Here is a 21273-nt window from a genome sequence, read left to right as displayed (position 1 = left end):
CGAAGGAGATGACGCAGAAGCTGATCAAGCTGCTCGCGTCCGACGTCGACTACCAATCGCGGATTTCACCGTCCGACCGGCTTGAAGTGCTGTTCTCGCAGCCCGACGGCGACGACCAGACTTCCGACAATTCCGAGCTCCTCTATGTCTCGGCGACGTTCGGCGGCCAGACACGCAACTTCTACCGCTTCCAGATGCAGGACGGCGGCACCGACTATTTCGACGAGGACGGTTCGAGCGCCAAGCAATTTCTGCTGCGCAATCCGCTGCCCGCCGGCAAATTCCGCTCCGGCTTCGGCGCCCGTCGGCATCCGATTCTGGGCTATGTGCGAATGCACACCGGCGTCGACTGGGCAGCCCCGATCGGCACGCCGATCATCGCCGCCGGCAACGGCATCATCGAGAAGGTCGGCTGGGCCGGCGGCTACGGCAAGCAGATCATTATCCGCCATGCCAATGGCTACGAGACGTCCTACAACCACCAGAGCGCTTTTGCCAAAGGTATCGAGCCGGGTATGCGCGTGCGCCAAGGCCAGACGATCGGCTATCTCGGCCAGACCGGCCTCGCCACCGGGCCCCATCTTCACTACGAGCTGATCGTCAACGGCACCAAGGTCGACCCGATGCGCGTGCGCCTGCCGGTCGGCAAGGTGCTGAAGGGCGACGATCTCGTCGCCTTCAAGCGTGAACGCGAGCGCATCGACGATCTCTTGAAGCAGGAAGACGGCAACTCGCTGAAGGTTGCCAGCGCCAAGATCGAAGGCTGAACGGTTTTCCCGGAATTACGCAAGGCGATTTTCGAATCAGTCGCGCGAATTGCCTGACGGCGCCGGCCAGGGCGATGCCTGTCCGGGAACCGTGAACCACGCCGTTATCGACGACAGCAGGCAAAGCAGGGTGGTGATCACCGCGACCGCGGCGAAGGCCGAATCGCTTGCCGCGACCCTGACCGCGTCGACATTGGCGGCAAGACTGGATGCCGGTGGCTCGCCGAAGCCAGGAACTCCGGCAGCGCCGTTTGTCATCCGCGCATAGACGATTGCCGCCAGCGATCCCATCGCCGCCACCGCGATCAGGCCGCCGATGCGCGAGACGGCATTGTTGATACCCGATGCGGCGCCAGTGTCCTTATCCTCGACGGACGTCATGATCGCCGTCGACAGCGGCGACACGACCAGCGCCATGCCAAGCCCCATCAGCGCCATCAGCGGGAAGGTCCCGGTCCAGAAATGATGGAAGCCGGCGTGGGTGAGCAAGGCCAGGCCCGCAAAGGCGATCGCCACGACAAAGCTGCCGGCGGCGATCGGCAGGCGCGGCCCGATCCGGTCCGACCATTGGCCCACCGGACCGGAAAGCAGCGCGATCGACGCCGACAGCGGCAGGAAGATGAAGCCGACTTCGGCTGAGCTCAGTCCCCAGCCGGCAATCAGCAGCATCGGCAGGTAGAACAGATTGGCCGACAGCGCAAAATAGAGGAAGAACGTCGCCAAATTGGCGCCGGCGAAAGCGCGGATGCGGAACAGTCTGAGATCGATCATCGGCTCGCTGCGCCGGCGCTCATAAAGGATAAAGACCACAAGCAGGGCCGCGCCGATGAGGATTGCCGGGCCGGCCATCCCGCCTCCGCCTTCGGCATTCATCGCCGTCAGCCCATAGGCCAGCGATCCAAAGGCAAGCGTTGCCAGGCCCGCGCCGCCGAGATCGAGGCTGCGCTTTTCCGTTGGCTGGTCGGCCGGGATCTTGGCCAGCAGCAGATAGATCGAAATCAGCCCGAGCGGCAGGTTGATGGCAAAGATGGCGCGCCAGATGCCATTGCCGAAGGTGGTAAGCACAAAGCCGCCAAGCACCGGGCCGAGCGCCGTGGTCAGAGCTGAAGCAGCCGCCCAGATGCCGATCGCCCGGCCGCGTTCCTTTTTCGGATAGGCTTTGGCGATGATGGCGAGGCTGCCCGGCACCATGATGGCCGCGCCAATACCTTGGACGGCGCGGAAGGCGATCAGCATCGTCGGATCGGGCGCGACCGCGCAGGCCAGCGAAGCGACGATGAACAGCGCGATACCGGCCACGAAGGCGCGACGCAGACCGAAACGGTCGCCGGCAGCTCCCCCGCCAGAATGAGCGCTGAAAGCGTCAGCGCATAGGCGTTGGATATCCACTGTGCCTCTGCCAGGCTGGCGCCGAGATCGACGCGCAGCGCCGGCATGGCGATCGCCAGGATCGATCCGTCGATGAAACCCAGCGCCGAAGCGAGAATAGCCGCGACCAGCACGAATTTGCGCCGCGTCTGCGGACAGAATGTGCCGTTCGCTCGCGAGGACGAGAGCGACTCTGCGGCTGTTTCATGCGCGGATGACATAGACCCTGCTTAGCCCCCTAGCGAATGCACAACAACAAGCCACAGGATCGCTGTTCTTGAAACCAGATGACACTGGCCGCATGGCGAGGCGAGCGCCAATCCTGATGCAAACCGCCAAGCGCGTGCTAGGTTCCACCCTTACACGCAAAGAGGGGGAAACCATGAAGCGACCGCTCGAACCATCAGCGGAAGGACGCGGACGCATCGTCGGGATAACCGACGGCGTCTTCGCCATCGCGCTCACCTTGATCGTATTGGAGATCAGAGTGCCTTCGCATGAGGCGGTGCATTCGGATAGCGAGCTGCTCGCCGCGATCCTGGCGCTGGCCCCGCGTTTCCTGACTTACGCGCTGAGCTTCCTGACGCTGACCATCTTCTGGTTCGGCCAGCAGGCACAACACGGGTTGATCGCGAAATCGGACCGGCGGCTCGCCACGCTCAACCTGTGCTTTCTCGCCTTCATCGCGCTGTTGCCGTTCTCCACCGACCTTCTTGGCGATTTTCTCGAGTTCAGGATCGCAGTGTTGGTCTACTGGCTGAACCTTTTGATGCTGGGAGCCTCGCTTTTCGCCAGTTGGTGGTATGCCGACAGGAACGGCATGATCGCCGAGGACGTCGATGCGCAAACGCGGCACACCGTCTATCGGCGTATCGTCAGGGCACAGATCCTGTGGGCAATCGGCGCGGCCCTTTGCCTGGTCGCGCCCTTGCTCAGCATCGGTTTCATCCTGGCGGCGCAGATCATCTATGCCGCCGCGCCGCGCAGCTCACTGCTGCGCAACGTCATCGGCTGAAGGCCCGCCGACAAACTCCACGGTGACGCCCGGCGAGACCAGTTTGGCGAGCTCGCGCGCGTCCCAGTTGGTCAGGCGCACGCAGCCATGGCTTTCGGTCTTGCCGATCTTGGACGGCTCGGGCGTGCCGTGGATGCCGTAGGTCGGCTTGTCGAGCGCGATCCAGACCGAGCCGACCGGTCCGTTCGGGCCCGGCGGGACGGTGAGGATCTTGTCGTTCTCGCCCTGCTTGAAGTTGATGTTCGGGTTGTAGGTGTAGTTCGGGTCAAGCGCGATGCGCGACACGGCATGGATGCCGGTCGGCGACGGGGTGTCGGCCGAGCCGATGGTGGCGGGATAGGCTGCCACCAGCTTGCCGCCGGCATCATAGGCGTAGACTTCCTTCTTGGTCTTGTCGGCGACGATGCGCGCGACCGGCGTCGACACCAGTCTGCCGAAATTGGCGACCTTGATGATCGTGCCCGGACGATTGAAGTCGATGCCCTTGTTGATTGACTTCAGATAGTTCTCGTCCATGTGGAAGCGCTCGCCCAGCGCCTCGGTGACCGAGGTATAGCACATGCAGTTGAGCCTAGCCTTCTGGCTGTAGTCCTCCGGGATCGAGGCGACGTAGGGCCAGCCACGTCCTCGGACGTGATCGTGTAGTTGGCAAAAGCATCGCCGCCGGATTGGGCGAGAGCCGCCTGGATACCGACCGCGTCGGTCGATTTCAGGCTGGCGCCGTTGATTTGGTTGTAGGCGGCCAAAGCCTTGTCGACATTCGAGCCGAAGCGCCCGTCGATGACGCCTGGCGAAGCGCCACCGCGGTCGAGCAGCACTTGCAGCGCCGCCACATCCTGGCGCGCGCCGAGCGACAGCGACGGATCGACGGTGGCCTTGCCACCGCCATCTGGCGGCGGCGAAGCCTGGCTTTCAGGGTTGGTCTGAAGCACCTCGCCCTGGCCCGGCTGCCCCGGATCGATCGACGCCTCGTTCAGCGGCTGGCGTTTGATGGTGTTCGACTTCGGTGCCTCGGGATAAGTGGTGGCAGAGCCGTCATCATTATTGGGCGCCGGCGGATAGGCATCGACCGAGTTGTCGCCATTGGAATCATATTCATCGGCGGGCGGCGGAATGACCCGGCCATTCTCCTCCAGCTGACGGCGGCGGAAGCGGGCCATATCCTCCGGATCGTCGAGATAGTAACGTTCGTCGTCCTCGACAGGGGCGCGGCCGAGCTCCTGCATACGCTGCCGGCGCAGCGCGCGACGGTCGAATCTGCTGCCAGGCGGCTGGATGGCGATGACCTTGCCGGTGTCGGCGTCGACCAGCACCCGGTTGCCCCGCGCATCGTAGTAGATGTCGATGTTGCCGTCCTGTGCCAGCATCAGCGCGTCGTGCTGCGCCGGCCGTGCGCGCGGCTCGGCGTCCATGCTGGGCGTCGCGAACGCACTGAAAGACACCAGCCCAGCGGCAAGAGCCGAAAGGGAAAAGATGGTGCGCAGCATGGGGGTCAAGCTCTCCAGTCGACAGGGCTTCTGGCGGCCGAACCCTTCGCCAGCAAACCAGTTACCGAGAATAAGGTTCCAACATGAACCGGGCATGAAGATGGCGGCTTTCCGGTCCCTCAAGGAATATTAGCGAGAGCGTGATCCCCAAAAATGGGAACCGGTTTTCGGAAATGATCATGCTCCAACAATGAATTAGATCAGGATGACGTTTCGGCCAAATGTCATCCTGATCTAGCCGGCGACAAGCCCCAATTCCTTGCGCGCCAGCTTCGTCAGCTTGAGGACAACCAGGCGATGGCTTTCGCGCAGATAGTCCTTCAGCGCCGCATCATCCATGCTTTGGCTTGCCTGACGCTGGATCCATTTCATGCCGCGCGAGGCGAGATAAGGCGCCGGCCGACAGCCCGGCTGCTCCTTCAGCACATCAAAGGCCATATCGGAACATTTGAAGGTGACGAAGATCTGCCCGTCGGCATTCCAGCCGCCTATGGCAAACACCTTGCCGCCGACCTTCCAGACATGGGCGCCGCCCCACTGCACGACATGAGTCGTCTTAGGCAACGAGCCGCAGAAGTCGTTGTAGTCGTCGAGCCTCATTGTATCTCCCTCTCGGCCGACAGCGTCAGTGCCCTGCATAAACAAAGCGCGCCGCACCGATGTGATGCAACGCGCTTTTATCGATTTCAATCGACCAGGATCAGGCGGCGGCTTCCGTCGCCACCACGCTTGGCTTCGAGCGGAAGTTCAGGCGATCCGAGCCAGCGGTCACCTTGACGGTCGACCCGTCGAGGATCTCGCCGAGCAGGATCTTCTCCGCCAGCGGGTCTTGCAGCTCTTTCTGCATAACCCGCTTCAATGGCCTTGCGCCATAGGCCGGATCGTAACCCTTGGCGGCCAGCCACTCGATCGCGTCGTGATCGAGCGACAGCGTGATCTTGCGATCGACAAGCAGGTTCTCCAGCCGCTTGAGCTGGATCTCGACGATGCGGTCCATATCCTGCCGCCGCAGCCGATGGAACAGGATCACCTCGTCGACGCGGTTCAGGAACTCTGGCCGGAACGAGGCTCTCACCACGCCCATAACTTCGTCGCGCACGACATCGACATCCTGGTCGTCGCTGAGATTGACCAGATATTCGGCGCCGAGATTGGAGGTCATGATGATCAGCGTGTTGCGGAAATCGACCGTGCGGCCCTGCCCGTCGGTTAGCCGCCCGTCATCGAGCACCTGCAACAGCACGTTGAAGACATCGGGATGCGCCTTTTCGATCTCGTCGAACAGCACGACCTGATAGGGCCGGCGCCGCACTGCTTCAGTAAGCGCGCCGCCTTCCTCATAGCCGACATAGCCGGGAGGCGCGCCGATCAGCCGGGCGACCGAGTGCTTCTCCATGAACTCCGACATATCGATCCGCACCAGCGCCGTCTCGTCGTCGAACAGGAAGTTCGCCAGCGCCTTGGTAAGCTCGGTTTTGCCGACGCCGGTCGGCCCAAGGAACATAAACGAGCCGATCGGCCGGTTCGGGTCCTGCAGGCCTGCGCGGGCGCGCCGCACCGCCTTGGAAACGGCCTGCACCGCTTCGCCCTGGCCGACGACCCGCTTGCCGATCTCGTCTTCCATGCGCAACAGCTTGTCGCGCTCGCCCTGCAGCATCTTGTCGACCGGAATGCCGGTCCAGCGCGAGACGATATGGGCGACGTGGTCAGGGGTGACCACCTCTTCGACCATGCCGGCCTTGCCGTCCTGGGCTTCGGCCTCCTTGAGCTTCTTTTCCAGTTCCGGAATCTTGCCATAGGCAAGCTCGCCGGCGCGCTGGAACTCACCCTTGCGCTGGGCAATGGCGAGATCGTTGCGCGCCTCGTCGAGCTGCTTCTTCAGATCGGCGGCGAGCCCTAGCTTCTGCTTCTCGGCCTGCCACTTGGCGGTGATCTCGGTCGATTCCTCCTCGAGGCTGACAAGCTCCTTCTCCAGGCGGGCAAGCCGGTCCTTCGAGGCATCATCCGTCTCGACCTTCAGCGCCTCACGCTCGATCTTGAGCTGCATGATGCGGCGGTCGATCTCATCCAGCACCTCGGGCTTGGAATCGACTTGCATCCGCAGCCGCGACGCGGCTTCGTCGACCAGGTCGATCGCCTTGTCCGGCAGGAAACGGTCTGCGATGTAACGGTTGGACAGCGTCGCCGCGGCCACCAGCGCCGAATCCGAGATACGCACCTTGTGGTGCTGCTCGTACTTTTCCTTCAGGCCGCGCAGGATCGAGACGGTGTCCTCGACCGTCGGCTCGTCGACGAAGACGGGCTGGAAGCGGCGGGCAAGGGCCGGATCCTTCTCGACATGTTTTCTGTACTCGTCGAGCGTGGTCGCGCCGACACAGTGCAGTTCGCCGCGCGCCAGCGCCGGCTTCAATAGGTTGGACGCATCCATCGCGCCGTCCGCCTTGCCCGCGCCGACCAGCGTATGCATCTCGTCGATGAACAGGATGATATTGCCATTGGCCGACGTGACTTCGTTGAGCACGGCCTTCAACCGCTCCTCGAACTCGCCGCGATATTTGGCGCCGGCAATCAACGCGCCCATGTCGAGCGCCATCAACTGCTTGTCCTTCAGCGATTCCGGCACGTCGCCATTGACGATGCGCAGCGCCAGTCCTTCGGCGATGGCCGTCTTGCCGACACCCGGCTCGCCGATCAGCACCGGATTGTTCTTGGTGCGCCGCGACAGCACCTGGATGGTGCGGCGGATCTCGTCGTCACGGCCAATCACGGGATCGAGCTTGCCGGCACGCGCGTCGGCCGTCAGGTCGCGTGCGTATTTCTTCAGCGCGTCATAGCCCTGCTCGGCATTGGCCGAATCGGCCGTGCGGCCCTTGCGGACATCGTTGATGACCTGGTTGAGCGCCTGCGCGGTGACACCGGCCTTGGCCAGGATGTCGGCGGTCTTGGCCGACTTCTCCATGGCAAGCGCCTGCAGCAGCCGCTCGACGGTGACGAAGCTGTCGCCGGCTTTCTTGGCCAGTTCCTCGGCGGTCGAGAACACTTTCGCCAGCGGCTGGGCGAGATAAAGCTGGCCGTTGCCGCCTTCCACCTTAGGCATGGCCTCGAGCGCCGTCTCGACGCCGAGCTTGACGTCACGGGCGCGCCCGCCGGCCCGCTCGATCAGCGATGCGGCAAGGCCCTCGTCATCATCGACGAGCACCTTCAGTATATGTTCAGGCGTGAATTGCTGGTGGTTGCGCGAGAGCGCCATGGTCTGCGCGGACTGGATGAAGCCACGCACGCGCTCCGAGTATTTTTCAAGATTCATTCTTTGTCTCCTTCCATCACCGGCCCGCTTTGCGGCACCGGATCAGATTGCGGTGACGGACCCGCTTTATCGAGCCGGGCCCCGTTCAGCGCCAATATGGTGCGGAGGCGGCAGTCTCTCAAGATATCCGGGCATCAGCGTCGCCATATTATTCCAACGGCGCGCAAACAAAAACGGCGGAGAAATTTCTCCGCCGTTTGCAATGTCTGAAAGACGTCTGGATCAGTTGTTTGCGTCGACGATCTCAGGTTCGCTCGGAGTCACCGGCTCGCTGGCGACTGGCGTCGGCGCGCTGGCCAAGGTTTCGCTCGCCCGTACCGGCTCTTCGGCGGGCTTGGCTTCAACAGGCTTGGCGCTGACGTCATCGCCATTGCGGCCTTCGGCCAGATTGTCCGGCGTCGAATTCTCCGACTGTTCGCCATTGTTGGCCTGATCGGCATAGCCGCGGGGACGCCGGGGGCGGCGGGGGCGCCGGGCGCCACTGTCCATGGCTGCTGCTTCATTGAGCTCGGCCTGGGCGGCCAAAGCGGCCGGCGAGAAGCTGTCGAACTGCGGCGCCTGTTCCGGCACCGAAGCGACCTCGGCAGAACCCTCAGGCTGCACCGGTGCTTCGTTATTGCGATTCTGGTCGAACTGCTGGCCGCCATTCTCGCCGCGCTGGCCATCGGCGCGCTGTCCATTGTCGCCGCGTTGGCCATTCTGGCCGTACCCGCCGTTGCGGCGGTCACGGTGGCGGTCGCGGCCATTGTTGTCGCGCTGGTTGTTGTCACGCCGGTTGTTGTCGCGGCCATTTTCCTGGTTGTAGGCGAGCTCCGCCGGCGTACCTTCGATCACCGGCTGTGGCCCGGAGCCGTTTGCCGCGGTCGGAGCCTCGCCACCATTGTTGTTGCCGGCATTGTCGAACTCGTCGCGATCCTCGTCGAGATCGTCGTCGAAATCGTCACGGTTCTGCTGGGCGTTCTGGATCGGCATCTGCGCCTGGGCGGCGGCGATGATGCGATTGTAGTGCTCGGCATGCTGGAGATAGTTCTCCGCCATGACCCGGTCACCGGAGCTTTGCGCGTCACGGGCCAAAGTGGCGTATTTTTCGGCGATCTGCTGAGCCGATCCGCGGATCTTCACATCCGGACCGTTGCTCTCGTAGCTGCGCGTCAGGGGATTTGGCCCCTTGCGATTGTTGTTGTTGTTGTTGCCGCCGCCGCTGTTGTTGCGACCGCGCATGCGCCTGTTCTGCTGTTGTGGCCTCATTCGACTCTCTTCAATGTGAAATTTTCAAAACTGTTCGCGAACGGTGGCGCTCATCCAGCCAGCCGCTTCGTCTTTTCACCGGCGTTCGCCCGCATCAATTGCGTTGGCGCCACGTGCCATCCTGTTCCGGTTACATCACTTGCCGGACGATCCCGCACGAAGCTTGGGCGTCGTTGGCGCAAGGAGGCAGCTATTTCCAAGGAAAACCGAATCGCTAAGAGCACTGCCTGCTTCGTCTCATCCGGTTAGGCGGGACCCTAGCTGCATTCCCTGGTATTGCCAAGCTGTTTTTTCGCACTGCATCAGGGCTTTCCACGCTCAAACACCAGGACCCTGTCGTTTCCACTGAGGTCGCGATGTGCCCCGGCCGAATTATAGCCGGCTGCCGCAAACAACCCGGTTACTTCGTTTTTCTGTGTGTGGCCGATCTCGACCGCTACCTTGCCTTGTATTTCCAGGAATCTTTCCGCCTCGGCGGCGATAACCCTATACGGGTCCAAACCATCCACACCACCATCCAAGGCCCGATGTGGATCGAAATCGCGGACCTCGTCCTGCAGATTTCCAATGTCTCGATTGGATATATAGGGAGGGTTCGACGCAATTACATGGTATCGGCCCGAAACTTTATCGAACCAGTTGGAATTCAAGGCTTTGAAGCGCCCGCCGAGCCCCAATTCCGCGGCATTGCGGGCAGCAGTCGCCAGCGCGTCGAGCGAAATGTCGACGCCTGTTGCGGTCGCCGCCGGAACGGCGCTGAGCAGCGCCAGTGCTATGGCGCCGGTGCCTGTTCCAAGATCGAGAATGCGGCATTCGCCCAACCGTCCGGCTGTCGCCTTGGCGAAGGGCAGGATTGCGTCGACAAGCGTCTCGGTATCGGGTCGCGGCTCCAGCGTCTCCGGCGACAGCGACAGGCGCAGGCCGTAAAACTCCCGGTAGCCGAGGATGCGGTGTACCGGCTCACCTGCGACGCGACGTCTCAGGGCCGATTCGATTGCTGCAAGCGCGAAGGTATCGACTGTTTGGCCAGGTTCGGCGATCGCCTCGGTGTGGGTTGTGCCGGAGAAATGTTCGACGATCAGCCGCGAATCGAGCGCCGGATCGGCGATACCGTGAGCGGCCAGGCGCTCCCTTGCCGTCCTCAGCAGCGGTCCGAGCGCGGCGGGCAGAACATCAGCCATCGACGCCCATATCGGCGAGCAGCTTCGACTGATGGTCGGCAATCAGCGCGTCGATCACCTCGTCGAGCTCGCCCATCATCACCCGGTCGAGCTTGTAGAGGGTGAGGTTGATGCGGTGGTCGGTAACGCGTCCCTGCGGGAAATTGTAGGTGCGGATGCGCTCCGAGCGGTCGCCTGAGCCGACTTGCGATTTGCGCGATTCCGAACGCTGCTCATCCGCCCTGCTGCGCTCCATGTCATAAAGCCTGGCGCGCAGGATCTGCATGGCCTTTGCCCGGTTCTGATGCTGCGACTTCTCCGCCTGAACCACCATGATACCTGTCGGCAAATGGGTGATGCGCACCGCTGAATCGGTTGTGTTGACGTGCTGGCCGCCGGAACCCGAAGCGCGCATCGTGTCGATGCGGATGTCCTCTGCCCGGATCTCGATGTCGACCTCTTCGGCCTCCGGCAACACGGCAACCGTGGCGGCCGACGTGTGGATACGTCCGCTGGCTTCGGTCGCAGGAACGCGCTGCACACGATGCACGCCGGACTCGAATTTCAAATGGGCAAAGACGCCCCGGCCCGAAATGGTCGCGATGATTTCCTTGAAGCCGCCGGCATCGCCGTCGCTGGCCGATACCGTCTCAAAGCGCCAGCCGCGTTCGGCGGCATAGCGCTCATACATGCGAAACAGGTCGCCGGCGAAAAGCGCTGCCTCGTCGCCGCCGGTGCCGGCGCGGATTTCGAGGATGGCGTTCTTGTCGTCGGCCGCGTCCCTGGGCAGCAGCAAGATCTGGATGTCCTTCTGCAGCTCTTCGATGCGCTCCTCGACCCCGGGCAAATCGGCCTCGGCCAGCGCCCGCATATCGGCATCGGTGCCCTTGTCGGCTAGCATCGCTTCAAGATCGGCCTGCTCATGCTCTGCCGAACGCAATTCCCGGACTTTGGCCACCATGTCCTGCAGTTCGGCATATTCCGACGCCATCTTCACATAGGCATCGGCGGCCGGCCCGGCCGACATCTGCGCTTCGAGCATCTCGAAACGCTTGACGACCTGATCCATACGCTCGCGGGGAAGGTTGATCATGATAGAATGCTATAGCGGAATGGAACGATCGTCGGCAAAGGCTTGCAGCAATGCGCGCATCGGCAGCTTTTGGCTCGGCGCCATCAGATTGTCCCCGAAGAAGTCTTCCAGCTCCTGCAGCGGCAGCTCGGTGAGCATGGCCTTGACCGGGCCGATGGAGGCCGGCGACATCGAGATCGAGCGGAAGCCGAGGCCGATCAGCGCCATGGCGGATATGGGTTTTCCGGCCAGCTCGCCGCAAAGCGTCACCGGCGTGTGGTTGCGGGCGCCGGCGTCGGCGATCATTTTCAATACACGCAGGAACGGCGTCGACAGATTGTCGAAGCGATCGGCAAGCTGCGTGTTGCCGCGGTCGACCGCCATGACAAACTGGAACAGGTCGTTGGAGCCGACCGAAACGAAATCCACCGCCTTCATCAGCTCGTCGAGCTGGAACAAGAGCGACGGCACTTCCAACATCGCACCGAGCTTGAGGCTGGTCGGCAGGTGATGGGCAAAGCGTGACAGGTGCCGAACCTCACGATCGATGATCTCGCGCGCCTGCGCGATCTCGCCGAGCTCCGTCACCATCGGCAGCATCAGCTTCAGTTCACGGCCGCCGCAGGCCTTGAGCAGCGCCCGGATCTGTGTCCTGAGCAGTCCAGGACGATCAAGCGTCAGCCGGATTGCGCGCCAGCCGAGCGCCGGGTTCTCTTCCTGGATCGCGCCCTTGAAGTAAGGCAGCACCTTGTCGCCGCCGATATCGATGGTGCGGAAGGTGACCGGCTTGCCGCGCGCGGCGTCGAGGACGTCGCGGTAAAGCCGCTCCTGCGCCTCGGCGCGTGGGAAGGTCGAGGCGACCATGAACTGCAATTCGGTGCGGAACAGGCCGATGCCGGCGGCACCCGACTCAGCCAATTGCGGCAGATCGACCGCAAGGCCGGCATTCATCAGGAGATCGACCGCAATGCCATCCTTGGTCAGCGACGGCTTCTTGCGCAGTTCGCGATAGGTTTCCTGCCGCCGCGCCCTGAAACGCACCTTTTCAGCATAGGCGGCCTCGAGGTCGGACTGCGGTCTGAGATGGATCGTGCCTTCCTCGCCGTCGACAATGATGGCATCGCCGTTTTCCGCCATGGAAACGGCGCCCTTCATCTGACCGGCGACGGGGATGCCCATGGCGCGTGCGACGATGACGACATGGCTGGTGGCGGCGCCATCCTCCAGCACCAGGCCGCGCAGCTTGTCGCGCGGATAGTCGAGCAGTTCGGCCGCGCCCATAGAGCGGGCGACGATGATGGCGTCCTTGGGCAACGAGGCAGCGACATCCTCCGGCCCACGCCCCATCAGCTGGCGCAGCAGCCGGTTGGCGAGATCGTCGAAATCGCTCATCCGCTCGCGTAAATAAGGGTCTGTCATGTGCAGCATGCGGGCGCGCATGTCGCTTTGGACTTTTTCGACCGCCGCTTCCGCCGTCAGGCCGTTGCGGATCGCCTCTTCCAAGCGCCGCACCCAGCCACGATCGTTGGCGAACATGCGATAGGCCTCGAGCACCTCGCGATGCTCGCCCTCGAAGGCGACGTCACGGCGCTCCAGCATGTCGTCGATCGACAGCCTCAGCGAGCCGAGCGAGCCGTCGAGGCGGCGCACCTCCTCCTCGCTGTCCTCGTTGAACAGGTTGGTGACGACGATGCGCGGCTCGTGCAGCACGACATGGCCGAGCCCGACGCCGTCATTAAAGGAAAGACCGGTGAAACTCACCGGACGGCGCAGGTCGAGCTCCAGCCCTGGCCGCGTCAGCCGCGCCAGATCGCCGGTGGCGATCATCTCGGCGATCACCATCGCCGTGGTTTCCAGCGCCTCGACCTCGTCGTCGCGATAATGGCGCATGGTCTTGTTCTGGACGACCAGAACGCCGAGCGTGCGGCCTGCCCTGAGCACCGGTACGCCGAGGAAGGAGTTGTAGATCTCTTCACCCGTCTCCGGCAGATAGGCGAAGGCCGGATGTTCCTGCGCGTTGGAAAGGTTGAGTGGCCGGGCACTGGCCGCGATCGTGCCGACAAGGCCTTGCCCCAGCCGCAACTGCGCTAGGTGGACGGCGTTCGGGTTCAGACCTTCGGTGGCATAGAGTTCGAGCACCGAATCGGCGCGCAGCACATAGAGCGAGCAGACTTCGGCGACCATGTTGGAGGCGATATCGCGCACGATGCGGTCAAGCCGCTCCTGCGGCTCCAGCGGCTCTTGCATGAGCTCGCGGAGCCGTTTCAGCAGAACGCGCGGGCCACTGGCCGTATCACGCATCGCGGCTTCTTCTCCAATGGGTACCGCGCCCGCCGCAGTTTCTCCCGCGGCCGGCGCTCATGCAACAACGCACTCTTTTCTTGTTACTGCTTATCCAGACCGTAGACGGAATGCAAAGTGCGAACCGCAAGTTCGGTATAGGGACCGTCGATCAGTATCGAAATTTTGATCTCGGAGGTGGTGATGGCGCGGATGTTGATCGCCTTGTCGGCCAGCGCCTTGAAAGCGGTGGCGGCAACGCCGGCATGGCTGCGCATGCCGATGCCGATGACCGAAACCTTGGACATGCCGGCTTCCGACTGTACGACATCGTACCCTACTTCGGCCTTCAGGCGCCCAAGCACGGCCAGCGCCTTGTCGACATCGCCAGATGGCACCGTGAAGGTCATGTCGGTGAACTTGCCGTCCTCGGAGATGTTCTGGACGATCATGTCGACATTGATGTTGGCTTCGGCCAGCGGGCCGAAGATGCCGGCGGCAACGCCTGGACGATCGCCGACGCGGCGCAGCGAAATCTGCGCTTCGTCCTTGGCGTAGGCAATTCCGGTGACGACCTGCTGTTCCACGATCTCTTCCTCGTCGCAAATGAGCGTTCCGGGCGGATTGAGCAAATCCCCCATTCCGGGCGCATCGGGATCGTCGAAGGACGACCGCACGAAGGTACGCACCCTGTGTACCATGGCAAGCTCGACCGAGCGCACCTGCAGCACCTTGGCGCCGAGCGAGGCCATTTCGAGCATTTCCTCGAAGGAAATCTTGGCCAGCCGGCGCGCCTTCGGCTCGATGCGCGGATCTGTGGTGTAGACGCCGTCGACATCGGTATAGATGTCGCAGCGGTCGGCCTTGACCGCGGCCGCGATCGCCACGGCACTGGTATCGGAGCCGCCGCGGCCAAGCGTGGCGATACGATTGTCCGGGCCGATGCCCTGGAAACCGGCGATGACAGCCACCTGGCCCTCGCCGAAACGCTTGATCAGGAACGCGCCGTCGATATCGAGGATGCGCGCAGCGCCATGCGCGTTGTCGGTCTTGATCGGGATCTGCCAGCCTTGCCAGGAGCGCGCATGGATGCCCATGTTCTGCAGCGTGATCGCCAAAAGGCCGGCCGTGACCTGCTCGCCCGAGGCGACGACGGCATCGTACTCACGCGCGTCGTGCATGGGCGAGGCCTCGCGCGTCCAGCCGACCAGTTCGTTGGTCTTGCCGGCCATGGCCGAGACCACCACGGCGACATCGTGACCAGCGTCGACCTCGCGTTTGACGTGTCGCGCCACATTGCGGATGCGGGCGATGTCGGCGACCGAGGTTCCGCCGAATTTCATCACGATGCGCGCCATGGGAGCGAAATGCCTTTGACTGAAGCCGGCTTCTGGCCGGACCGGAAGGAAGCGCCCGGTCGGAGCCGAGCCGCGGAAACGCGCGCCTCCTTAGCCAAAACAGCAAGGCTTCGCAAGCGAGCCGAGCCAGGAGCGGCCCGGCACTGGTCGTCCTGACACTGACCCGTCATCGATCATGCGATAAGGCGGCCATGACCATCGCTTGGAGATTCTGCATGACCGAAACCCTGGAAATCGTCACTTTCCGCCTCAAACCGGGCACCGAGGCCGGCTTTGTCGCCAATAACGGGGTCATGACGGACTGGCTTGCCCGGCAGCCGGGCTTTCTCAGCCGCCATCTCGGCAAGCGCGACGACGGCGCCTGGGTCGACGTCGTGCGTTGGCAAAGCATGGAACAGGCCCAAGCCGCGGCGGGCCGCATCATGGCCGAGATCGGCGGCAGCGAAGCGGTGCAGGCGATGGATCCATCCAGCGTCAGCATGAGCCATGCCGCGGTCGCGCTGTCGCGCTGACCGCGTTGGCCCTCCTGGACCGCAGCGCCCACCTCAGGCCGCGCTTCGCCACAGGCCGGGATAATCCAGAACGAAGCCGTGCGCCGACACCTCCAGGACGGCATCGTAGCCGAACGTCGGCGCGGCATAGGCATAGCGCTGTTCATCGAGCCTCTGGTAGGTCTGGTCGAGCCGCATCAGCTTGAGTTCGGGAAAGGCCAGATAGGCTGCCGGAGCAGGCGTTGCCGTGCCGATACCGAGGTCGGAACGGCGGATCGCCAGGAGATTTGTGGCCGGCGTAAAACCGAGGTCGACATCGACAAGTCCGGCAACCGCCGCTTGCTCCGCGCCGTTCAGCATCCATTGGCCGTCGCCAAGCCGTTCGATCTCGTAACGCAGGATTTGCGCGCCGAGAAAACCGTCGACGCGCGCCGAACGCGTGCGCCAGCCGGCATCGCAATCCACCGCATAGGCGAGACTGCATGGCTGGCCCTCCTGCAGGAAGAGGGCATGCCCCTCGAGCCGCCAACCGCCATCGGTCGGGTACAGCAGGCAGGCATCGTGGCCTTCGAGGTCGAGGCGGCGCCAGAAGATCGAAGCGTGAGGCTGCATGATCGCATTCCTTTTTCGAACAGCATGCCCTCCCATTCGTGCGATGTCGCAAGCCCGTTTCGGCGTTGGTCCGATCAAGCTGCCATGTGCTGACATTGCCGGTGCTTGGCGGCAGTCGGAAAAACCTGCCTTGACTTTCGCCGCCAAGGACCCGACTTCCTAGAGCAATTCCAGGAGAAGTGTGAAACGGTTTTCCGTCCGGAATTGCGTGAAAACAAAGAGATAGAGCGGTTCGCCGTTTCCGTTAAACGGTGAATCGCTCTAGCGTTCCTGTCTTCCCTACGATCGAGGAGACCCGCCTATGCCAGAGCCCCGCCGATCGACCATCGATGCCGGAGAAGTCGAGCGCTTCTCCGCTCTTGCCGCCGAATGGTGGAACCCGAACGGCAAGTTCAGGCCGCTGCACAAGTTCAATCCGGTGCGGCTTGCCTATATTCGCGACCAGGTGGCGGCGCGCTTCGGCCGCGATCCGCGCGCGGCCCGGCCTTTCGAGGGGTTGCGCTTCCTCGACATCGGCTGCGGCGGCGGTTTGCTGTGCGAACCGATGGCGCGGCTCGGCGCCGACGTGGTCGGCGCCGACGCGTCGGCCACCAACATCGACGTCGCCAGGCTGCATGCGGCGGAAGCCGGCGTCAGCGTCGATTATCGCGCCACCACGGCCGAAGCGCTGGCCGAGGCCGGCGAGACCTTCGATGTCATCCTCAACATGGAAGTGGTCGAGCATGTCGCCGATGTCGACCTGTTCGTCGCCAAATGCGGTGAGATGGTGCGTCCCGGCGGCATCATGTTCGTGGCCACCATCAACCGCACGCTGAAGGCGCTTGGGCTAGCCATCATCGGCGCCGAGTACGTCCTGCGCTGGCTGCCGCGCGGCACCCACCAGTTCGGCAAGCTGGTGCGTCCGGAAGAACTGGCGAAGGCGCTGGGCGCTGCCGGACTGACCGTCATCGACCGCACAGGCGTCATCTACCATCCGCTGGCCGACCGTTGGCAGAAATCCAGGGATATGGACGTCAACTACATGGTGCTGGCGGAGAAAGCTTCGGTCTGACTACGCCAGTTCTCAAGCGTCGAGGGGGCGATAGCCGCCCCGCCAATAGATCAGCGCCTGGCCGGCGTCCTTGGTCCTGACCGCTTCGACCGAACCGATGACGATGGAATGCGTGCCGCGGTCGATCATCTCGTCCAGGCTGCAATCGAAGGCGGCGACCGCGTCGGTCAGCAGCGCAGCGCCGGTCTTCAGCGTCGTCCATTCGGCGCCTTCATAGCGATCCTTGCCCTTGATGCCGCCGAAGCCGGAGAACCGCTCGGCGACGGCCTGATGCTGGGGGCCGAGCGAATTGACGCCGAAATGCCGGTAGCGCTCGATCACCGGCCAGGTCGACGACGAGCGGTTGACGCAGGCGATCACTTTCGGCGGCTCCGCCGACAGCGAGACGACCGAAATGACGACCAAGCCGGAGCGATCGTCGCCTACGCCGGCGGTGATCACGCTGACATTGCCGACGATGAGCCGCATGGCGGCACGGAAATCGGCGACGCTGACTTTTGTGGACATCGCTTCCTCCTGTGTCACCAGAGCAATTCCAGGAAAAGTGTGAAACGGTTTTCCGTCCGGAATTGCGTTAAAACAAAAGAGATAGAGCGGTTCGCCGTTTCTGTGAAACGGTGAAACGTTCTAGGCCGCCGCCGGTCGCATTGCAGCCGGCGCAATGCGTATGCCTCTCTGTTCGAGAATAGGCAGGACGGTATCGCGGAAATAGGGGAATTCCTCCACATAATCGACAAAAGACAAAGTCGAGCCGCGAAAGCCGGCAGCGTGCAACGCCGTGATGCCATCGGCCACCTGCTCCGGCGTTCCGGTCAGCGGGAAGCCGCCATGACCGGCGGCCATGCGATCGCGGATCAGTGCCAGCAGATCATGCGGGAAGGACTGCGCATGGGCAAATTGCAGTCGCACCAGATTGTCGACCGCCGCCCAATCGGCATTGGCGCGGCCGAAATGCTCGAGATAGTCATTCGCTTCCTTTTCGGTCGGCCGACAGACGACATGGGCGAAGGTCAGCACGTCGACAGCCCTGCCAGCACCGTTTGCCTGCTGCTTGAGCGCCGCGATCTCGTCCTTCGAGCGTGCGAGATCGATTGCCGGCGTGAACAGGAAATCGGCGTTGCGGATGGCGAATTTGCGCCCTTCCTCGGAACCGGCGGCATTGAGGATCGGCAGCGGCGATGACGGGCGTGGATCGCCGAGCACGTTCTTCAGCTTGAACCAGGTCCCATCCCAGTCGAACGCTTCGTTGCGGCTCCACAAGGCTTTGACCACGTCGAACCATTCCTGCGCGTAGCCATAGCGGCTGGTGTGGTCGTCGGGCAGCGTCAGGCCGAGCGCTTCATACTCAGGCTTGTTCCAGCCGGCGACGATGTTGAGGCCGATGCGGCCACGGCTGATCTGGTCGATGGTCGCCAGCTGCTTGGCGACGACCACCGGATGGTTGGCCGCCGTATGGGTGGTGGCAAAGACCGTGATGTTTTGCGTAAGCGCCAGCAGTCCCGCCGCCCAGGTGATCGTTTCCAGCACGTTGCCGTGGAAATTGGTTTCTCCGCCATAGCCGATCCAGCGCGCGATCGGCAGCATGAAGTCGATGCCGGCTTCGTCCAGCAGGCGGGCGAGCTTGAGGTTGTTGTCCCAGGAATTGTCCCAGCGCTCGGCGACTTTTGTGACGGTCATGCCGCTGGAACAATTGGACGCGAATGTGCCCAGAAAGAACGGCTGCGCATCGGACGCGGCCTTGTCGAGCATTCCCATAACGATATTCTCCTCCTTTTTTAGTTATAATTTATAATAGAAAGTCTATCATAAATTCGCCTGGACGCAATCGGCCGGGTCGGCGCATGCTCGCGAAGGGCGACAACGCAAGTCGCCTAAAAGTGTGAAGCGGTTTTGGGACAACGACTTGCGTCAGGAAAACAGATGAACGACCGACGCAAATCTCTGGAGACCCAAGCCGAGTTGCTGGATCGCGGCTGGCACCTGGCGCGCACGCCGCTGGAGATCGAGGTCACGGAAGTCGAATACGCGCTGATGCGCTCTTACGAGGCGTTCGGCCACTGGCAGGCCGAGTGCCTGGCGACGGTGATCGAATTCGCCGCCAGCGGTCCGGAGAACGCGTTGCTGCACATCATCCGGATGAACGACCGGCCGAAAAGCGTGCGCGACCTGGCGCAGATGACCAACCGCGACGACATCCCCAACATCCAGTACAGCCTGCGCAAGCTCTTGAAAGGTGGCTTGATCACGCGCACGGGCAGCGGCCGCGCTGGCGTCACCTATGAGGTGACGCCGCTTGGCCACCGTGTGACGGAGCGCTATGCCGACATCCGCTCGGTGCTGCTCATCGAGGCGGTGAAGCGCATTCCCGAAATGGCCGACAAGCTCGAGGATGTCGCGCGCACGCTGGAACTGATGACCGGCATCTACGAACAGGCGGCGCGCGCCGCCGCCACCCATCGCCGCCGCCATCCACGGCCGGTACCCGGCGCGGAGGATGACGGAAAGGGTTGATGCAGCTTACGCGGGTTGCGCTTTCACACTGGTCTGGCTTTGCGCCTTGGTGGTGACGAACACGCCGGCGGTGATGATGGCGGCACCCAGCCAGGTCAGAAGCTGGTAATGCTCATCCAGAAAGATCGTGCCGGCGAACAGGCCAACGGCCGCCGCCACATAGCCGATCTGGCTGAGATAGACCGGGCCACCGACCGCCTGCAGGCGGAAGAAGAAGGCGAACATCGCCGAGGCCGAGGCGACTTGCGCGACCACCACCAGCGGCACGCCGGCGAGCGGAGCAAAGGCGTGCCATCCCAATAGCGTCAGAATGCCGATGAGGAGCAGCGTGGCGGAAGCCAGGTGGCTGCCGACGGCGAGCTCGATCGGCCCGGTGCCTTCCGGCCAGTCGACGGTGCGGTAGATGTTGCCGGCGGCCAGGCTGACCGGGATGAGCAGCCCGATCGCCACCCAGAAATAATCGGCCGGCTGGCCAGCCTCGCCCCGTGTCAAGGCAACCATCACCGCGCCGACGAAGCCGACCGCGATGCCGACGATGCCAAGCAGATTGGGCCGCCTGACGCCGAGCAGGATAGAAAACACCAGGGTTACGACCGGCGACAGGGTGAACATGATGCCGGTATAGCCGGCGCCGAGATGCGGGATGGCGGAAAACATCAAGAGATTGGGGATCGCGTAGGAAATCGCCGCTGTGATGAAGAAATAACGCAGTTTGTGCGGCGTCAGCCCGACGCGTTCGCCGCGCAGCAGAAGCGCCAGCAACAGCACGCCGCCGGCCCCAAGCGAGATGACGAAGGCCCAGACCATGGCCGGCACGCCCACAGCGGTCGCCAGCTTGCCGAAAGGCAGCGTCATGCCGAGCAGCCCGCCTGTCACCACCAGAAGGCCAATCGCCGAATCCCAGAGGAATTTCATCGCTTCGTCCCTTGCAGCCGCCTTGGCCATCATCTCATTTTGAGCTAACGTAATAGAAAGATTCTTAATATCAAGATACTTTTTGGTGAGACATATGGATCGCGCGGCAAAGGCCCTTGAACAGTGGCGCAGAGAACGGCCGGACCTCGACGTGTCGCCAATGGGCGTCATCGGGCGCCTGAATGAGGTCTCGACAATGATCATGCGCGATCGGTTGACGCCCGTTTTTGCGCGCTTCGGGCTGCAAGCCGGGGAGTTCGACGTGCTGGCAACATTGCGGCGCTCCGGCGCCCCTTATGCGCTGACGCCGACCGAGCTCTATGAAGCGACGATGGTCACCTCCGGCGCCATGACCGCCCGCCTCGACCGGCTTGAAAAGGCCGGGCTGATCCAGCGCGCGCCGCATCCGAGCGACCGGCGTGGCATCGTCGTCCAGCTTACCGCCAAAGGTCTTGCGCTGGTCGACGAAGCGCTAGCCGCCCATGTCGCCAACGAGCACGCAATTCTTGCCGGCCTGACCGCTGCCGAACGGGAGACGCTGGCAAACCTGCTGGAAAAGCTGATCGCGAGCATGAGCTGAACCTCAGCACGAGCCCAGAGGCGAGGACCATTCGCAAATTCGGCCCGTCGG

General features: G+C 63.1%; 17 protein-coding genes and 2 pseudogenes (1 of these 19 cut by a window edge). 6 read left to right on the top strand and 13 right to left on the bottom strand.

What is annotated here, in order from left to right:
• On the top strand, positions 1-767 hold the final stretch of the coding sequence (locus ACVDG8_RS23920; RefSeq protein WP_447256924.1) for a M23 family metallopeptidase. Its footprint begins 1201 nt before the window's first position; only the last 767 of its 1968 coding nucleotides appear in the window; its start codon lies beyond the left edge, outside the window; it ends in the stop codon at positions 765-767.
• A gap of 36 nt (positions 768-803) precedes the next feature.
• Here ACVDG8_RS23920 and ACVDG8_RS23915 read toward each other — a convergent pair.
• Positions 804-2356, bottom strand: a pseudogene (locus ACVDG8_RS23915) (MFS transporter).
• Positions 2357-2517: 161 nt separating this feature from the next.
• On the opposite strand from ACVDG8_RS23915, the gene ACVDG8_RS23910 reads away from it, so the two are divergent.
• Complete coding sequence (locus ACVDG8_RS23910; RefSeq protein ID WP_447256922.1) at positions 2518-3150, top strand: TMEM175 family protein; 633 nt, start codon at positions 2518-2520, stop codon at positions 3148-3150.
• On the opposite strand, the pseudogene ACVDG8_RS23905 reads toward ACVDG8_RS23910, so the two are convergent.
• From ACVDG8_RS23905 to ACVDG8_RS23870, 8 genes and pseudogenes are all read right to left on the bottom strand, one after another.
• Positions 3124-4637: pseudogene (locus ACVDG8_RS23905) on the bottom strand (L,D-transpeptidase family protein). The gene ACVDG8_RS23910 and the pseudogene ACVDG8_RS23905 sit on opposite strands and share 27 nt — an antisense overlap.
• Positions 4638-4871: 234 nt before the next feature.
• A complete protein-coding gene (locus tag ACVDG8_RS23900) occupies positions 4872-5237 on the bottom strand; it encodes an MmcQ/YjbR family DNA-binding protein (protein WP_447256921.1) in 366 nt (121 codons plus the stop codon).
• Positions 5238-5337: 100 nt separating this feature from the next.
• Entirely contained in the window at positions 5338-7944 is a 2607-nt protein-coding gene (clpB, locus tag ACVDG8_RS23895; protein ID WP_447256920.1) for an ATP-dependent chaperone ClpB, read from the bottom strand.
• Positions 7945-8166: 222 nt separating this feature from the next.
• On the bottom strand, positions 8167-9192 hold the full coding sequence (locus ACVDG8_RS23890) for a DUF4167 domain-containing protein (RefSeq protein WP_447256919.1): 1026 nt from the start codon (positions 9190-9192) through the stop codon (positions 8167-8169).
• A gap of 302 nt (positions 9193-9494) precedes the next feature.
• Positions 9495-10373, bottom strand: a complete 879-nt coding sequence (gene prmC / locus ACVDG8_RS23885; protein WP_447256918.1) for a peptide chain release factor N(5)-glutamine methyltransferase — start codon at positions 10371-10373, stop codon at positions 9495-9497.
• A complete protein-coding gene (prfA, locus tag ACVDG8_RS23880) occupies positions 10366-11445 on the bottom strand; it encodes a peptide chain release factor 1 (protein WP_447256917.1) in 1080 nt (359 codons plus the stop codon). The genes prmC and prfA overlap by 8 nt, the downstream gene beginning before the upstream one ends.
• Before the next feature lie 9 nt (positions 11446-11454).
• Positions 11455-13725 carry a phosphoenolpyruvate--protein phosphotransferase gene (gene ptsP, locus ACVDG8_RS23875; protein WP_447256916.1) on the bottom strand — a complete coding sequence of 757 codons (2271 nt, stop codon included), beginning with the start codon at positions 13723-13725 and terminating at the stop codon, positions 11455-11457.
• Positions 13726-13808: 83 nt separating this feature from the next.
• Positions 13809-15062 carry an aspartate kinase gene (locus ACVDG8_RS23870; protein ID WP_447256915.1) on the bottom strand — a complete coding sequence of 418 codons (1254 nt, stop codon included), beginning with the start codon at positions 15060-15062 and terminating at the stop codon, positions 13809-13811.
• Between the two features lie 215 nt (positions 15063-15277).
• Here ACVDG8_RS23870 and ACVDG8_RS23865 point away from each other — a divergent pair, with 215 nt between their 5' ends.
• Positions 15278-15574 carry an antibiotic biosynthesis monooxygenase family protein gene (locus ACVDG8_RS23865; protein ID WP_447256914.1) on the top strand — a complete coding sequence of 99 codons (297 nt, stop codon included), beginning with the start codon at positions 15278-15280 and terminating at the stop codon, positions 15572-15574.
• A 33-nt stretch (positions 15575-15607) separates the two neighbouring features.
• On the opposite strand, the gene ACVDG8_RS23860 is transcribed toward ACVDG8_RS23865, so the two are convergent.
• Positions 15608-16165 carry a putative glycolipid-binding domain-containing protein gene (locus tag ACVDG8_RS23860; protein WP_447256913.1) on the bottom strand — a complete coding sequence of 186 codons (558 nt, stop codon included), beginning with the start codon at positions 16163-16165 and terminating at the stop codon, positions 15608-15610.
• A gap of 301 nt (positions 16166-16466) precedes the next feature.
• Here ACVDG8_RS23860 and ubiG point away from each other — a divergent pair, with 301 nt between their 5' ends.
• Entirely contained in the window at positions 16467-17216 is a 750-nt protein-coding gene (gene ubiG, locus ACVDG8_RS23855; protein WP_447256912.1) for a bifunctional 2-polyprenyl-6-hydroxyphenol methylase/3-demethylubiquinol 3-O-methyltransferase UbiG, read from the top strand.
• Between the two features lie 12 nt (positions 17217-17228).
• Here ubiG and ACVDG8_RS23850 read toward each other — a convergent pair whose 3' ends face one another.
• Positions 17229-17723 carry a flavin reductase family protein gene (locus tag ACVDG8_RS23850; protein WP_447256911.1) on the bottom strand — a complete coding sequence of 165 codons (495 nt, stop codon included), beginning with the start codon at positions 17721-17723 and terminating at the stop codon, positions 17229-17231.
• Positions 17724-17843: 120 nt separating this feature from the next.
• Positions 17844-18971 carry an LLM class flavin-dependent oxidoreductase gene (locus tag ACVDG8_RS23845; RefSeq protein WP_447256910.1) on the bottom strand — a complete coding sequence of 376 codons (1128 nt, stop codon included), beginning with the start codon at positions 18969-18971 and terminating at the stop codon, positions 17844-17846.
• A 165-nt stretch (positions 18972-19136) separates the two neighbouring features.
• Between ACVDG8_RS23845 and ACVDG8_RS23840 the strand changes: the two genes are divergently transcribed.
• The gene (locus ACVDG8_RS23840) at positions 19137-19727 is read left to right on the top strand and encodes a winged helix DNA-binding protein (protein ID WP_447256909.1); all 591 of its coding nucleotides are present in this window, start codon (positions 19137-19139) and stop codon (positions 19725-19727) included.
• A 6-nt stretch (positions 19728-19733) separates the two neighbouring features.
• Here the strand turns inward: ACVDG8_RS23840 and ACVDG8_RS23835 are convergent, their stop codons facing one another.
• Positions 19734-20642, bottom strand: a complete 909-nt coding sequence (locus tag ACVDG8_RS23835; RefSeq protein ID WP_447256908.1) for a DMT family transporter — start codon at positions 20640-20642, stop codon at positions 19734-19736.
• Between the two features lie 94 nt (positions 20643-20736).
• Here ACVDG8_RS23835 and ACVDG8_RS23830 point away from each other — a divergent pair, with 94 nt between their 5' ends.
• The gene (locus ACVDG8_RS23830; RefSeq protein ID WP_447256907.1) at positions 20737-21222 is read left to right on the top strand and encodes a MarR family winged helix-turn-helix transcriptional regulator; all 486 of its coding nucleotides are present in this window, start codon (positions 20737-20739) and stop codon (positions 21220-21222) included.
• The last annotated feature ends 51 nt before the right edge of the window (positions 21223-21273 follow it).

It is taken from the genome of Mesorhizobium sp. ORM8.1 (assembly GCF_053005525.2).
This window is presented reverse-complemented; position numbering and strand designations above follow the sequence as displayed.